This window comes from Arundinibacter roseus, assembly GCF_004348825.1.
GTDB classification, from domain to species: domain Bacteria; phylum Bacteroidota; class Bacteroidia; order Cytophagales; family Spirosomataceae; genus Arundinibacter; species Arundinibacter roseus.
Window position 1 is genome coordinate 161957 of sequence record NZ_SMJU01000001.1, and the last position, 14337, is coordinate 176293.

The following is a 14337-nucleotide window of genomic DNA, read 5'->3' on the forward strand; positions in this document are numbered from 1 at the left end:
ATAGCACCTGCGTTTCTAAGATACATTTTTAAAACCCGAAGTAACAACTATGAATACAAACTGGAAAGCATTAATAGTGGTGGGTTTGCTGTCAAGTGCCACCACCATTGCCGGTTTCAAATTATTGGAATCAGGCAGTGAGCAGGATGTAATATTGAAAGAAGCTCCCGCCGAAACGTTGGCTCGTTTTACGTCCACCGGTGCGCCTACGGGTATGCCCGGAGACTTTACGTATGCTGCCGAGGCCACCACGCCAACGGTGGTACATATCAGATCGAGCATGATGCGCCAGGCAAGTGCTTCCAACGCGCAGATTCCTGAATTTTTTCGCGATTTTTTCGGTGATAGCTTTGAAAGACAACGAGGCCCTCAACGTGCAGAAGCAAGCGGCTCGGGAGTCATTATCAGCAGCGAAGGCTATATCGTGACCAACAATCACGTGGTGGAAGGAGCCGAAGAGCTTGAAGTGACGCTTTCTAATAAAAGAAAACTAAAAGCCAAAGTTGTAGGAACGGACCCATCTACGGATATAGCAGTGATTAAAGTAGAAGAGTCCAAATTGCCGTCGATTATTTTTGGTAATTCTGATGCCGTAAAAGTCGGCGAATGGGTGGTTGCTGTTGGAAATCCTTTTGATCTCGAATCAACCGTAACCGCCGGGATCATCAGCGCCAAAGGGCGTGGCCTGGGTATTATCAGCAACGAATACAAGAAGAAATACGGCAATAGCGGCAACTATGAGGGAGATTCGCCATTGGAATCATTTATTCAAACGGACGCCGTGGTAAATCCGGGAAACAGTGGCGGAGCGCTCGTTAATTTAAAGGGTGAACTGATTGGAATCAATACCGCTATCGCCAGCCCTACGGGTAGTTTTGCAGGTTATGCGTTTGCGGTACCTGCCAGCATTGTCAAAAAAGTTTCTGGTGATTTAATTAAATTCGGCAATGTACAACGTGGTTATCTGGGAATTGTACTGGACGACCTTGATAGCCGCAAAGCCGAAGAATACGGTGTGAAAGTGAACGAAGGTGTCTATGTTAGCAAGTTTGCCCCAAATAGTGCCGGAGAAGCTGCCGGAGTTAAACAAGGCGATGTGATTGTGAAAGTAGATGGACGCACGATTAACTCTGTTCCTGAGCTTCAGCAATCCATTGGTTTGCATCGCCCTGGCGATAAAGTCATGGTTACGGTGAATCGCGATGGGAAAGAAAAAGATCTGTCAATAACTCTGCGCAACCGTGAAGGTGGTTCCGACGTGTTGAAACGTGAGGAAGCTTCGGTAGCCCTAAGCGCCCTGGGCGCACAGTTTGATAACCTGACTACACAGGAAAAGCAGAGCCTTGCCCGCTACAAAATTCCGGGAGGTGTAAAGGTAATGTCTATCCAAGGTGGGAAATTGACCAGAGTTGGGGTGGAAGAAGGCTTTATTATTACCAAAATTAATGGCAAGCCTGTGTTGTCGGTAAAAGAACTCCAACAGGCATTGGCCGGGAAAACAGACTCAATGGTTCAGTTTGAAGGGTTGTATCCTGATTCTCCTGCTGAAATCTTTACGTTTGGATTTCGACTATAAGTCATGAAATTATAATTTCCTTTTTACCGAGTTTACAATAAACGCCAAATGCCCGAATTGCTTCGGGCATTTGGCGTTTATTGGCTAGTAACTTAAATATAAATAAAATTATTCAAAATAATTCATCACCCGGTGGCCGCTATTTTCCAGCAATTGGTCTTTTTTGAACAGTTCTACATCGGCAGTAACCATATCGTTGACCAGCGCTTTGAGATCATACTTTGGTTTCCAGCCTAGTTTGGTTTGAGACTTTGTTGGGTCGCCAATCAAAAGCTCTACCTCTGTTGGGCGGAAATAGCGCTCATCAATGGCAACAACCTCTTTTCCTATGGGCAACTGGTACGCAGGATTTGAGCAACTGGCAACGGTGGCTTTTTCGTGTACGCCCTCACCCGTAAACGTCAGTTCTACGCCTACTTCGGCAAACGCCATGCGCACGAACTCCCGGATGCGGGTTGTTTGTCCTGTCGCAATCACAAAATCCTCGGCAACATCCTGCTGCAAAATCAGCCACATGGCCTCTACATAATCTTTTGCATGCCCCCAATCGCGCTGAGCATCAAGATTCCCGAGATACACTTTGTCCTGCAAGCCCAGGGCAATACGGGCAACGGCCCGTGTGATTTTGCGGGTTACAAAGGTCTCTCCCCGAAGTGGAGACTCATGATTAAAAAGTATGCCATTGACGGCAAACATGTTGTAGGCTTCCCGATAGTTAACGGTGATCCAGTACGCATATAGTTTAGCTACTGCATACGGAGAACGCGGATAAAAAGGTGTCGTCTCGGACTGAGGCACTTCCTGCACAAGCCCGTACAGCTCAGAAGTGGAGGCCTGATAAATCCGGGTTTTTTGGGTGAGTCCCAGTAAACGAACGGCTTCCAGAATCCGTAGTGTACCGATTCCGTCAACATTAGCGGTATACTCGGGCTCTTCAAAACTAACCTGCACGTGCGACATTGCTCCCAGGTTATAGATTTCGTCGGGCTGTACGTCCTGAATGATGCGAATAATATTGGTCGAGTCGCTCAGGTCTCCGTAATGAAGATGAAACCGGACATTCTTTTCGTGGGGATCTTCGTAAATATGGTCTATCCTTTGGGTATTAAACAAGGAAGTACGGCGCTTAATCCCGTGGACTTCATACCCTTTGCTGAGTAAAAGTTCGGCGAGGTAAGCTCCATCTTGTCCGGTGATTCCGGTTACTAATGCTTTTTTCATAAAAGATTCGATGCACTGCATCCATTTTGGTTATCGAATCACAAAAATAGATAATCTAACTAAATCCACGACACCCATTTCGTATTCGTTTGAAGGCTAATACTTTGGAAAGTCGGTAGAAGCGCGAATTTGCAGTCCCTTTTTTATTTCAACGCGTTCGGGCAAAATGACTGCTGCCGGGTATTGCTGCCTGATTTGAGCCAGGTAGTTATCAGCATCCGTCCGGTACATAAAGTCTCCGGCTTTGACCCGATACGTAGGCTGTGAATAACTCACATAGGGGGCCAATTCTGAAAAAGATTGATAAACAAATGCTTTGGCGGCGTCGGCTTCCTGACGAATGTTGCCGACGTAAAGCTGAATTCTGAAACCGCTGATGTACCGAATGGCTTTATTTTGCTGGGCCATTGTATCCAACACCGCTTCCAGTTGCCGATTGATATACAGGGGCTTATCGTCCGGAGAGGGACGATAGCGTACAGGTTCTTTTTTTTCGGGTTGTTGTTTTTTTTCCGGTACAGGCTCTACGTACGAATAGTGTGGCCTGACAGACGCCAGGTTTTTCTCAAAACTTTCAGCAGCAGACCCGGGAGTCGTTTTCCTGGCACAGGCAGACAGCCCCAGGAAGATTGATAGAGCAAGCGAGTAACGAAATACTTTATAAAAATTCATGTGTCGGGGTAATTCAGGAGTACATACAAACTTAACCAAAAACGAATTAACATCCTTATTTAGCGCACACAGGCGTTATTGTATACCTTTGTTTTTCAATGTACGTAACTATGCTGATTCAGGAAAACATCTCGCTTCTTCCTTACAATACCTTCGGGTTTGATGTAAAAGCCCGCTATTTTATTTCTATATTTTCCATAGACGAGCTCCGGGCGCTGCTTAATTCTCCCGAATGGTCCTCTGTTCCAAAGCTGATTTTGGGAGGGGGAAGCAATGTTTTGCTAACTGCGGATGTTGATGCGCTTGTGATTCATATAGAAATCAAAGGAATTGAAGTAGTGGCCGAGGAATCCGGGCATGTAGTGGTACGAAGCGGGGCGGGCGTAAACTGGCATGCATTTGTGATGCACTGTGTTGAAAATGGCTATGCAGGTGTTGAAAATTTGTCGTTAATTCCCGGAACTGTTGGGGCTGCGCCCATGCAAAATATTGGTGCGTATGGGGTTGAAATAAAAGATGTCTTTGAGCATTTGGAAGCCGTAGAAATAAAAACCGGGCAGCTCAGAAAATTTTCAGCCGAAGAATGCGCCTTTGGCTATCGGGAAAGTGTATTTAAACGAAGCCTGAAAGATCAGTTTATCATCACGGCTGTTACCTTTCGCCTATCAAAAAAACCGGAGTTTCGGGTAAGCTACGGGGACATTCAGCAAACGCTGGAAGAAATGCAGGTGAAGGAGCTTTCATTGAAAGCATTAAGTGCGGCCGTTTGTAAAATTCGTCAAAGCAAGCTTCCCGATCCCAAAGAGCTTGGGAATGCCGGAAGTTTTTTCAAAAATCCGGAAATCCCAAATGAACATTTTACTGCCCTAAAAGAGCGGTTCCCTACCCTTCCGGGCTATCCGACGAGCCCGAATCAAATCAAAGTTCCGGCAGGATGGCTCATTGAACAGGCAGGCTGGAAAGGTTTCAGAGAAGGCCCGGTGGGTGTGCATGCCCGGCAGGCATTGGTGTTGGTTCACTATGGAGATGGCCACGGAGAACAAATTTTGGCACTATCGCGCCAAATTCAAGCCTCCGTTTGCGATACATTCGGCATTCTGCTAAATCCGGAAGTAAATGTGATTTAGAAAACAAAAAAGCAGGAAGCCATTAACGATGGAATCTTCCTGCTTAAAAATAGCTGCCAGCAAGTAGCTTTTGAGCTATAAAAATTTATACGAAAATTTCACACAACTACTCAAAACACAACGAAGCGGCGCCCAATAGTCCTGCATCATTGGCGAGCGTGGCTCTTTTTACCACGAGATTTTTCAGGTAATAGGGCGTGAGCCAATACTCCAATTGCCGCGTTACGGCGGGCATGATAAAATCAAAGGAAGCAGAAAGTCCGCCGCCTATCAATACCGTAGAAATATCAAGAATACGGATCATCGCTACGAGTCCATCGCCGAGCATCGTGCCTACTTCATCAAAAATCAGAAGCGCAAGTTCGTCACCTTCGGCAGCCGCCGCCACGAGCCCCGTGGTAGAAATCGTGCCATCTGCCGGGAGAGTTGTTTCACCGGTAAATCCTTCGCGCATGTCGTTTGCCAAATTGAGCAACTCTACTTTGCCGATGTTTCGTTCAAGCACCTTTCCATGCTTAGAAGGAATATGGCCGGGCTCCATAGCGTTGCCGCTTCCACCTTTAAACACCTTCTTGTCGATGATCGCTGCACCCCCAACACCCGTTCCGAGAGTAACAAAAATATAGTCTTCCGGTAGTTTTTCTTCTCCAAAATAATATTCTCCCAAAGCAGCGGCGTTGGCATCGTTTTCCAGAAAAAACGTATGATTGGGAAAACGGGCGTTCAGATCCGGAATAACGGGTGTCCCATCTATTTCAGGAATCGCCGTTATTTCGATCAGCGTGGTACGATCGCGGGTAATAAGCCCGGGAACGCCAATTCCGATGCGTTTAATCTGCGGATGTTCAATGAGTTGAAGAGCGATGGCATCACCCAGACGGTCAACAAAATGGCCAGAACTGCGCCAACTGGCAGTATCGTGGCTGTAAAAGTTGGAGATTCTTCCATCAGTAGCGTCCACGAGTCCCATTTTTACGTTGGTACCGCCTACGTCTATGCCGAGGTACTGTTCCATGAAATGTATGAAAAGAGAAGTAAAGAATGTTTTATTTTAGAACGGAAAGTTAATCATTTCTCCTGCAATCTGCATAAATTTAGATAATATCCCCCAGTTGTGGGCGAATTATCAGATCTTCTATCACGGCGGAGGCTGATAAATGGGCTGCCGACCAGATATTTTCGGCAATATCTTCGGCTTTCATAAACCGGGTCTCGGGCAAATCGGTGCCTGCCCAACTGTCGGTATACGTTGCTCCCGGCAAAATCGCTGTTACCTTAACGCCATGCGGTTTCAATTCTTCGCGAAACACTTTGGTCATGCCATAAAGTGCAAACTTGGAAATACTATACGACCCGCCATTTGGATAGGCCATAATGCTGGCCGTAGAACAAATCATGAAAATATGGCCCTGCCTGCGGCTAATCATTGTTGGCAAAAGCCCTCTTGTTATGTGATAGGCGCTGTAAACATTCGTTTCTATGGAACGTTCGAGTATTCCTTCGGGTTCTTTGTGAAGCTGACCCGGAATAAAAATCCCGGTATTGTTTACCAGAATATCCACCGCACGCTGAAACCCCAGAACGTACTCAATAAATCTCTCGGTTTCAGTACGTTGAGAAAGATCCGCTGAACAGGTATACAGCGTTACTCCGGAATAATTTTCCTGAACAAATGCTTGAAGCTCAGCCAGATTCTGATTGCTGCGCGAGCAGGTGATCACATCATAGCCACCTGATAAAAAACGTAAAACGGTGGCTCTGCCTATTCCTTTGGTTCCACCGGTGACTACAACAAGAGGATTCATTTTTTACTTTGGGTCAATTTTTTCTAAATTTCCCGAAATTATCGAATACAGTTCAGATACCATGGCTATTATAGGAAAATACTTTATTTTTTTGGGAACCCTCTTTACACGAAGAGAAAAACTGAACGTGTACTGGCGCCGTTTTATGGAGGAGTGTGTCGGAGTTGGTGTAAATTCAGTTTTCATTGTCGCCATTGTTTCTACATTCATTGGAGCTGTATCCTGCATCCAAACGGCCTATAATCTCGTAAGTCCGCTGATTCCGGTTTCGACGGTTGCACTCATTGTGCGGGATATGGAAATCCTGGAATTGGCTCCCACCATCACCTGCATTGTGCTGGCTGGCAAGGTAGGGTCCAACATTGCGGGCGAGCTAGGCACCATGCGGATTACTGAGCAGGTAGACGCACTCGAAGTTATGGGAATCAATTCGGCTTCGTATCTGGTACTTCCCAAAGTATTGGCCGCTATGTTTACCTTTCCTATGCTCGTAATTTTAGCGGCATTTTTAGGTATTTTGGGCGGCTATCTGGCTGGTACCCTAACGGGCGTAATTACCCCGCGCGACTATGTATATGGAATTCGGGATTCGTTTGTGCCCTACAATATCTTCTTCATGTGCGTCAAACCTTTCGTGTTTGGTTTTCTTATTTCTACTATTTCTTCTTATCAGGGCTATTTTACCAAAGGAGGTGCCCTCGAAGTTGGGCAGGCTAGTACACAGGCAGTTACCAATAGCTGTATCGCTATTTTGGTTGCGGACTATCTTTTAGCTCAATTATTCCTGTAAGCTATTTCCACAATTTTATGATTGAGATAAAAAACATTGTCAAATCGTTTGGCGATAAAGAAGTTCTGAAAGGAGTAAGCTGCATTCTCCGGCAAGGAGAAACCAATCTCATTATTGGTGGAAGCGGTACGGGTAAAAGTGTACTTCTGAAATGTATCATTGGCCTGATTAAGCCCGACGAAGGGGCGATTCTCTACAACGACCGCGATTTTTATAATAGCAGCCTTGAAGTTCAGCAATCGATCCGGCGGGAAATGGGGGTACTATTTCAGGGTGGAGCTTTGTTTGATTCACAGACCGTCCATCAAAACATTCAATTTCCGCTCGATATGCTCACGACCATGTCCGAAGCCGATAAGCGGGAGCGCGTGGAGTTTTGCCTGCAGCGGGTAGGGCTTGAAGGAACCGGCAAACGAATGCCCTCGGAAATAAGCGGAGGGATGAAAAAAAGGGTGGGCATTGCCCGGGCCATCGTCATGAATCCAAAGTACCTTTTCTGTGACGAACCTAACTCCGGCCTTGACCCGCTGACGGCCGTCAAGATTGATGAGTTAATTAAAGAAATCACGCAGGAATATAACATTACTACTCTCGTGATTACTCACGACATGAATTCGGTGATGGAAATTGGCGAGAATATCATTTTTCTGCACAGCGGTCACAAACTGTGGGAAGGCGACAACCAAACGCTGATGCATTCGGATGTGGCAGAATTGAATGAATTTATTTTTGCCAATAAACTACTCCGTGACCTTCGCTCCTAGATAATTTTCAGGCAGATGCACCCAAATAGCGCCTCAGTTGCGGCGGCAGCGTCTGCCGTTCAATCAGAAGTGTGGTTATGATAAAGACCAGAAACAAGAGCGCTTTAACTACGAAGGTTTGCCAGAAATCGGGCAGGACGATCCAGGACGCCGCATAAATAAATAGCCCGCCTACGCCAATGTAGCCCAAAGCCGAACTCAGGTTGTAGGGAACCGGGTAAAACTTTTGTCCAAAATAATAACACAGCCCGGCCATTAAACTACCCGAACCGGCAAAAGCCAAAGCACACCCAAAATAGCCCAAATGCGGCACAAGCAGGATATTTAGCAAAGCTGTGGTTGAAGCACCCGTCAGGGTCAAATAGGTGCCATAGTGCGTTTTATCGGTCAGCTTAAACCAGGCAGCGAGGTTATAGTAAACTCCCAGAAACAAAAATCCGAGCAGCAGCCAGGGGACTACGATGAGTCCTTCGTGGTAAATTTTCTTTCTCAAAAATAGTGTCGCCAGCAGATCAAGGTTCAGGCAAATGCCGACCCACATCAGCACGCACACGATGATAAACCACTTCATAATTTGTGCAAAAACGGCCGGTGCATTTTTGTCTTCGGCTTTGGAAAAGAAAAAAGGTTCAGCAGCGTACTTGAATGCCTGAATTGACAAATTCATAAAGATAGAAAGCTTAAAGGCCTGCCCATAAATCCCGATTGCGTCTTTGGTGGTTCGTCCGGCATAAAAATTCTCCGGCAGTAGATATTGCAGAAACATTCGGTCGAAGAGCAGATTGGTGGCTCCGGCAATATTCATGACCATGATCGGGAAAGCATATACCCACACAGGCTTGAAAATCGAAAGATTCCAGAGAAATGTGAAGTCCCGGATTTCCTGCCGTAAAAACCAGAAGAAGGTTAAGTTGGCCACGAGGTTAGCCATTATGATGTAGGCGGGGGCAATTGCCGGATTATAAAACAGGGAAACCACGGGCTGAAAAACGGTCAGATATTTCCCGTCAATAATATCCTGACATATAACAAGAAAGAAAATATTCAGGCCAATATTCAACAGAATATTAACGACCCGAATACGAACAAATTTTTTCGCTTTCTTTTCCAGTCGGAGCCGCGCAAAGGGAATTGCCACGATGCTGTCGGTAGCCATAATAATCGCCATCCAGCGTACTAACCGCACTTCTTCGGGATATTGAATAAAGCGGGCGATAGGCTCCGCAAAAAGCAGAATACTTCCCGAAAAGACCACACTAACGAGCACAACGGCGCTCATGATGAGGTTGTAATAGTGAGTACGGTCGGTTTCTTTTTGGGCAAATCGGAAAAAAGCCGTTTCCATGCCAAAGGTATACAGCACAAAGGATAACCCGGCGTAGGTGTAGAGCTGCACTTGTACAGCCAACTCCGCTGGAACAAAGAGTTGGGTGTGTAAAATAACAAGCAGGTAATTCAATAATCGGCCCAACATGGTACTGACGCCGTAAGTTGCGGTTTCGCCAGCCAGTTTTTTCAACACACTCATACTAATTCAGGGTTCTTGATTGCTTTTCTTCATCCACCGAAGCGGGCAGCAAATATACTTCTTTGGGTAGGGTTTGCACAAAAAAAGTCCTTTTCCGCCGAAACGAAAAAGGACCCCGGAAGTAACTTTCTCAATCGATTATTTATCGAGTGCAGCAATAATGTCTACCAATGTTTTTTCGATCCGGCTCCATCCTTCTTCGGATTGCAGGTCAATCGCCATGATTTTATCGCGATAATCGGCTGAAACTGTCAAATGGTAAATCCCGCCAATTAGAATTGCTATGAGCGCCTCTGTGTCAGGATAGCCTGGGATTTGTCCGATTTTTTCCGACATTTTGTTTCCCACATCATTGCGGGCATCAGAAAGCACGGGTTTTCCTGCGCCGATTTCCCAACGAATCAGATCCCGGGTTGCTTTACGCTCCCGAAGGTCTTTCAGGTTGGTTTTCATGATGTCAGTCCACACTTTACCCCGATCTTCGGGTGCAGGTGTTGGTAGATTTTCGATAAATTCCAGGCTGGAAGTTGTCGTATACTGACCGGTTTTGACAAACTGTTCCATCAGGCCATCTACGCCACCAAAGTATCTGTAAATCAGAACCTTGTTAACGCCTGCCTGACGAGCAATGAGGTTCACACCAACTTTCTCGGTGCCGTATTGCTCAATCACTTCGCCTACTGCCTTCAGAATTTTACCTTTGGTGCGCTCACGATCGCGCTTCTTTACTTTTGCTTGTGTAGCCATTTAGCGGGGTTATTTAGGAGTGTATAGTAAAAAAATAAAATGCACAGAATGAGGACTTATACTACAATGTGTAACTTTTTCTCGTGTCTCAAACCTAATTGAGAACGCATATAAACGGTGAATTCAAAATTGCTGAGTACGTAAATATGTAACCCTGTATAATTGAAAGCGCTGGTGCGGAGTATATGTAGAGTATATTGATATTTCGGTGACGAATATACAAAAAAAGATTTCGGCACCAATTTTATTTTCAAAATAAGTTACTAAAGAAACTTAGGGTTTTTAACCTCAGGAAAATTGACCAAAGAGTATTCTATTATAAAATACTGATAAACAATTATTTAAAAAACGGAATGAACACGATTGACGACAGAAGATCAGAAAATTAAGATAAAAAAAATATTTAATTGTAAACTTCAATGAAGCAATTTCGTTTAACCCAACTACTCTTTTTCTGAATAGCTTACCGAAGAATCTGCATTCGTTCAAGCCATATGCATGTAAAGGTACCTGTTAAAAAAAGAACTTATGCCTACTTTTACCCAAAAATCAAGCTAATCCATAATGCGACCAAGAGTAAAAATTTGCTGCATCAGCAGTATCAATGAAGCAAAAATGGCCATCAACTATGGTGCAGCAGCCCTGGGACTCGTTGGCCATATGCCCAGTGGGCCGGGAATAATTGAAGACGATCTGATCCATGATATTGCGAGGATTGTTCCACCGCCCATTGCTACATTTTTATTGACCAGCGAAACAAAGCCACTCGAAATAATCAATCATTTCAAACGCGTTTATACTACCACGATTCAGATTGTGGACGCACTCGAAGAAAGAGACTATGAGATGCTGCGAACCCAACTGCCACAGGTAAAATTAGTACAGGTAATTCATGTACTTGATGAGCGTTCGGTACAAGAAGCCATTGAAGTATCAAGGTTTGCAGACGCCATTTTGCTCGATAGTGGAAATCCCAATTTGTCTATAAAAGAATTGGGCGGAACCGGGCGAACCCACAACTGGGAGTTGAGCAGAAAAATTCGGGACGCAATTTCAATCCCATTGTTTCTTGCTGGTGGATTAAACAAGGATAACGTAAAAAAAGCTATTGAAACCGTGCAGCCTTTTGGCATTGATCTTTGTAGTAGCGTTCGAACGAACGGAAGACTTGATGAACAAAAATTAAAAGATTTTTTTGAAGCTCTTTCCTGAAATATCATACAATTTCTACGACATGAATAAATAAAACTAGGCAATCGCTGGCAAAGTAATCGTAAATGTACTTCCGGTACCGAAGTCAGTTTCTACCAAAATTTGGCCTCCCTGCGCTTCGATAAACTCTTTGCTGATGGCAAGCCCCAGCCCGGTCCCCTCTTTTTTGGAGCCCGGCACCCGAAAGTACCGATTAAATAGTTTGTCGATATATTGAGGAGCAATGCCCTGCCCGGTATCTTTCACCGCAATTTGAATGAATCCTTTTATGTAAACCAGCGACACATAAATTACCGATCCGTCGTAGGAGTACCGAATTGCGTTGGATAGGAGATTAGTTAATACCCAGGTTGTTTTTTCAACGTCTACCTCTGCGTAGGGCAACTCGTCGGGTATGGAAAATTCAAACGTAATACGTTTTTGAGCGGCCTGCGTTTTGACGGCTTGCACGGCATCGGCAACGAGGACTCCGGCATCCGTTGACGTTGGTATAATTTTTATATTTCCGCTTTCAATTTGAGTAATATTTAATAACTCGGAGGTAATTTTCAATAGCCGGTCAGCATCTTGCCGAATACCACTCAGCAGATTCCGCTGTTCGCTGTTCAATGGGCCGATCTGTTCATTTTCCAATAATTGCACACTCATTTTTACCGACGAAATTGGCGTTTTAAATTCATGGGAAACCGTTGCGATGAAGCTTGTTTTCGCAAAATCCAGTTCCTTGTAGGCCGTTACATTGCGTAGGATAATTACGTGTCCGATGAGTCGCGTGGCTGTTTCGCCGGGCGGAACAATAGAAATGGGGTGCGTATCCTTTTCAAAATAACTTTCCTGATGATTCGCATAAATCTTGATGGATTCAGACGCAGCATCCGACGATTGCTCAGCAGAAGTAAGCAGGTCTTCTATCAATCTTCGAACCAAATCATTCCGAAGTGCCAGCTCACGAGTTTGATGCCCAAGCAATTCGGAAGACGACAGGCCGAGAATATCCAGCGCTTTATCATTGGCAAAAATCACTTTTAAACTTTCATCCAGTCCAATTACCGGATCGGACATGTTGCTGATCAACGTCTCAATCCGTTTTTTTTCCATATGCAGCCGCGCCACATTGCTGTCTTTGTATTCTTCCAGCTTTTCGGCCATTGTGTTAAAAGACTGAGCGAGTTCACCAAATTCATCATGGCTCTCAAAATGCAGCCGTTCGTGGTAGTTTCCCGCAGCAATTTGCTGAATACTCTGTGAAAGCTCTCGTATCGGGTCGGCAATTTGGGAAGGCAAATTGATGAGCAACACAAACGCAGTAAAAAAGCAAAGCGTGGCCGTTAGAGCGATCCAAAATACGGCTTTTTCGGCCCGCTCACCTGCCAATTCGCTTTTCTGCTGAATGGCCTGCATGTTCATTTCCATAATCTTGAAAAGTCCGGCCCGCAAGGTGACTTTGGCCAGGCTATCGTTCCGGTTTTTTTGAAGTCGAACGAATGCTTCCCGAACCTGCCTCGTTACTTCTTTCTCCCGGATTTCGGTCAGATTATTCTCCTGCCGAATAAGGTTGGAGTCAAAACCCATGAGCGAACGATCCTTGCTGTTTTCCAGACTCAGAAGCATGTTTCGGCTATATTCCAGGGAGTTATAATTGGCTTTCAGGATATTTTCCGCATCCGATTTGAGCGCCTGAATGTAGCGAGTTCCCACACCACCAAGCAGAACAATCAGGATAAAGAGCAGCCCGACCCCCAGAGTTAATTTGGTTTTTATTTTCATCAGGACAGAATAACTAAGTCTATTTCGCTCATGGATAGTTTTTTCAACAGCTGATTAAAAACATTGGTAGCCAAAATCACCCGAATCAAATTGAGGTGCGGCTTGCCAACACAAATCGTAGTTATTTTTCGTAGTTCAGCCTGTTCAATAATAGCCGCCGATACTCGTGAATTTTTCACCTTGATTATTTCTGCCCCCAGCTCGGTGGCCAATTTAAAATTATTAATCAAATGCCGCTGCTTGTCCAACGGAATCCGGTCGGCACTTTCACCGGGAATCTGCACATAGAGTACGTACCATTTACTGTTGTAATAATTGGCAAGCCGGGCAGTTTTCCGAATCACCACCCGGGCAGTTTTTTCATTACTGCTTATACAAGCCATAAAACGCTCGTGCCGCACCGCTTTGGAATGGCTGATTTCCTGTTCTACCTTTCTTTCTACCTGTGATGCTACTTCTTTCAGCGCCAGTTCGCGCAGTTGTAAGATTGGCTCCTTTCGAAAAAAATTAGTCAGCGCGAGTTCAATTTTATCAGCCGAATAAATTTTCCCTTCCCGCAACCGATTGATCAGTTCATCGGCCGTGAGGTCAATGTTAACTACTTCGTCTGCCTGCGCAAGCACGCTGTCAGGAATGCGCTCCCGCACTTCAATGCCGGTGATGCGCTTTACTTCCTCGTTTAGGCTCTCAATATGCTGGATATTTACGGCCGAAATTACGTTTATACCTGCTTCCAGAATATCCAAAACATCCTGCCATCGTTTTTCATTCTTGCTCCCTTCGGTGTTGGTATGGGCCAATTCATCTACGATCACTACCTCGGGTCGAAGATTGATGATCGCCTGCACATCCATTTCTTCCAGCTCTTTGCCGCGGTAAAACAACTTTCGTCGGGGCACAACCGGCAAGCCCTCTACCAACTCCTGAGTTTCTTTTCGATTGTGTGTTTCGATATAACCCAGTTTTACATCAATCCCATTTTTTAGTAATGTATGGGCTTCCTGCAACATCCGGAAGGTTTTTCCCACGCCCGCACTCATCCCAATGTAGATTTTGAATTTTCCCCGACGCGACTTTTTGATTAAATCGAGAAATTCTTCAGCAGAGCGTCTTGTTTCTTCCATACAA

13 protein-coding genes are annotated in these 14337 nt (G+C 45.2%); 5 read left to right on the top strand and 8 right to left on the bottom strand.

Features of this window, described 5'->3' with window-relative positions; genetic code table 11:
- The first annotated feature begins 49 nt into the window (after positions 1-49).
- Positions 50-1576, top strand: coding sequence for a Do family serine endopeptidase (locus EZE20_RS00765; protein WP_132113469.1), 1527 nt, complete (start codon positions 50-52; stop codon positions 1574-1576).
- 108 nt (positions 1577-1684) lie between these two features.
- On the opposite strand, the gene gmd is transcribed toward EZE20_RS00765, so the two are convergent.
- Positions 1685-2797 carry a GDP-mannose 4,6-dehydratase gene (gene gmd, locus EZE20_RS00770; RefSeq protein ID WP_132113471.1) on the bottom strand — a complete coding sequence of 371 codons (1113 nt, stop codon included), beginning with the start codon at positions 2795-2797 and terminating at the stop codon, positions 1685-1687.
- Positions 2798-2893: 96 nt separating this feature from the next.
- A complete protein-coding gene (locus tag EZE20_RS00775; protein WP_132113473.1) occupies positions 2894-3469 on the bottom strand; it encodes an SPOR domain-containing protein in 576 nt (191 codons plus the stop codon).
- Positions 3470-3567: 98 nt separating this feature from the next.
- Here EZE20_RS00775 and murB point away from each other — a divergent pair, with 98 nt between their 5' ends.
- Positions 3568-4596: a UDP-N-acetylmuramate dehydrogenase gene (murB, locus tag EZE20_RS00780; protein ID WP_228713482.1), complete on the top strand. Its 1029-nt coding sequence runs from the start codon at positions 3568-3570 to the stop codon at positions 4594-4596.
- 106 nt (positions 4597-4702) lie between these two features.
- On the opposite strand, the gene EZE20_RS00785 is transcribed toward murB, so the two are convergent.
- On the bottom strand, positions 4703-5611 hold the full coding sequence (locus EZE20_RS00785) for an ROK family protein (protein WP_132113475.1): 909 nt from the start codon (positions 5609-5611) through the stop codon (positions 4703-4705).
- 79 nt (positions 5612-5690) lie between these two features.
- A complete protein-coding gene (locus EZE20_RS00790; protein WP_132113477.1) occupies positions 5691-6401 on the bottom strand; it encodes an SDR family oxidoreductase in 711 nt (236 codons plus the stop codon).
- A 61-nt stretch (positions 6402-6462) separates the two neighbouring features.
- Between EZE20_RS00790 and EZE20_RS00795 the strand changes: the two genes are divergently transcribed.
- Complete coding sequence (locus EZE20_RS00795; RefSeq protein ID WP_132113479.1) at positions 6463-7191, top strand: MlaE family ABC transporter permease; 729 nt, start codon at positions 6463-6465, stop codon at positions 7189-7191.
- 17 nt (positions 7192-7208) lie between these two features.
- Positions 7209-7955 (top strand): ABC transporter ATP-binding protein, encoded by a 747-nt coding sequence (locus EZE20_RS00800; RefSeq protein ID WP_132113481.1) that lies wholly within the window; start codon positions 7209-7211, stop codon positions 7953-7955.
- Between the two features lie 7 nt (positions 7956-7962).
- Here the strand turns inward: EZE20_RS00800 and EZE20_RS00805 are convergent, their stop codons facing one another.
- Together EZE20_RS00805 and EZE20_RS00810 are read right to left on the bottom strand one after the other, a co-directional pair.
- A complete protein-coding gene (locus EZE20_RS00805; RefSeq protein WP_132113483.1) occupies positions 7963-9483 on the bottom strand; it encodes a polysaccharide biosynthesis C-terminal domain-containing protein in 1521 nt (506 codons plus the stop codon).
- Positions 9484-9621: 138 nt separating this feature from the next.
- Entirely contained in the window at positions 9622-10230 is a 609-nt protein-coding gene (locus EZE20_RS00810) for a TetR/AcrR family transcriptional regulator (RefSeq protein WP_132113485.1), read from the bottom strand.
- 564 nt (positions 10231-10794) lie between these two features.
- Here EZE20_RS00810 and EZE20_RS00815 point away from each other — a divergent pair.
- Positions 10795-11442, top strand: coding sequence for a phosphoribosylanthranilate isomerase (locus EZE20_RS00815; protein WP_132113487.1), 648 nt, complete (start codon positions 10795-10797; stop codon positions 11440-11442).
- 36 nt (positions 11443-11478) lie between these two features.
- Here the strand turns inward: EZE20_RS00815 and EZE20_RS00820 are convergent, their stop codons facing one another.
- Complete coding sequence (locus EZE20_RS00820) at positions 11479-13209, bottom strand: sensor histidine kinase (RefSeq protein WP_132113489.1); 1731 nt, start codon at positions 13207-13209, stop codon at positions 11479-11481.
- Positions 13209-14333: a sensor protein KdpD gene (locus EZE20_RS00825; protein ID WP_132113491.1), complete on the bottom strand. Its 1125-nt coding sequence runs from the start codon at positions 14331-14333 to the stop codon at positions 13209-13211. The genes EZE20_RS00820 and EZE20_RS00825 overlap by 1 nt, the downstream gene beginning before the upstream one ends.
- Positions 14334-14337: the final 4 nt, after the last annotated feature.

Coding starts and splice junctions, on each gene's coding strand:
- EZE20_RS00765 (WP_132113469.1), top strand. CDS start 50: ATGAATACAAACTGGAAAGCATTAATAGTGGTGGGTTTGCTGTCAAGT.
- gmd (WP_132113471.1), bottom strand. CDS start 2,797: ATGAAAAAAGCATTAGTAACCGGAATCACCGGACAAGATGGAGCTTAC.
- EZE20_RS00775 (WP_132113473.1), bottom strand. CDS start 3,469: ATGAATTTTTATAAAGTATTTCGTTACTCGCTTGCTCTATCAATCTTC.
- murB (WP_228713482.1), top strand. CDS start 3,568: ATGTACGTAACTATGCTGATTCAGGAAAACATCTCGCTTCTTCCTTAC.
- EZE20_RS00785 (WP_132113475.1), bottom strand. CDS start 5,611: ATGGAACAGTACCTCGGCATAGACGTAGGCGGTACCAACGTAAAAATG.
- EZE20_RS00790 (WP_132113477.1), bottom strand. CDS start 6,401: ATGAATCCTCTTGTTGTAGTCACCGGTGGAACCAAAGGAATAGGCAGA.
- EZE20_RS00795 (WP_132113479.1), top strand. CDS start 6,463: ATGGCTATTATAGGAAAATACTTTATTTTTTTGGGAACCCTCTTTACA.
- EZE20_RS00800 (WP_132113481.1), top strand. CDS start 7,209: ATGATTGAGATAAAAAACATTGTCAAATCGTTTGGCGATAAAGAAGTT.
- EZE20_RS00805 (WP_132113483.1), bottom strand. CDS start 9,483: ATGAGTGTGTTGAAAAAACTGGCTGGCGAAACCGCAACTTACGGCGTC.
- EZE20_RS00810 (WP_132113485.1), bottom strand. CDS start 10,230: ATGGCTACACAAGCAAAAGTAAAGAAGCGCGATCGTGAGCGCACCAAA.
- EZE20_RS00815 (WP_132113487.1), top strand. CDS start 10,795: ATGCGACCAAGAGTAAAAATTTGCTGCATCAGCAGTATCAATGAAGCA.
- EZE20_RS00820 (WP_132113489.1), bottom strand. CDS start 13,209: ATGAAAATAAAAACCAAATTAACTCTGGGGGTCGGGCTGCTCTTTATC.
- EZE20_RS00825 (WP_132113491.1), bottom strand. CDS start 14,333: ATGGAAGAAACAAGACGCTCTGCTGAAGAATTTCTCGATTTAATCAAA.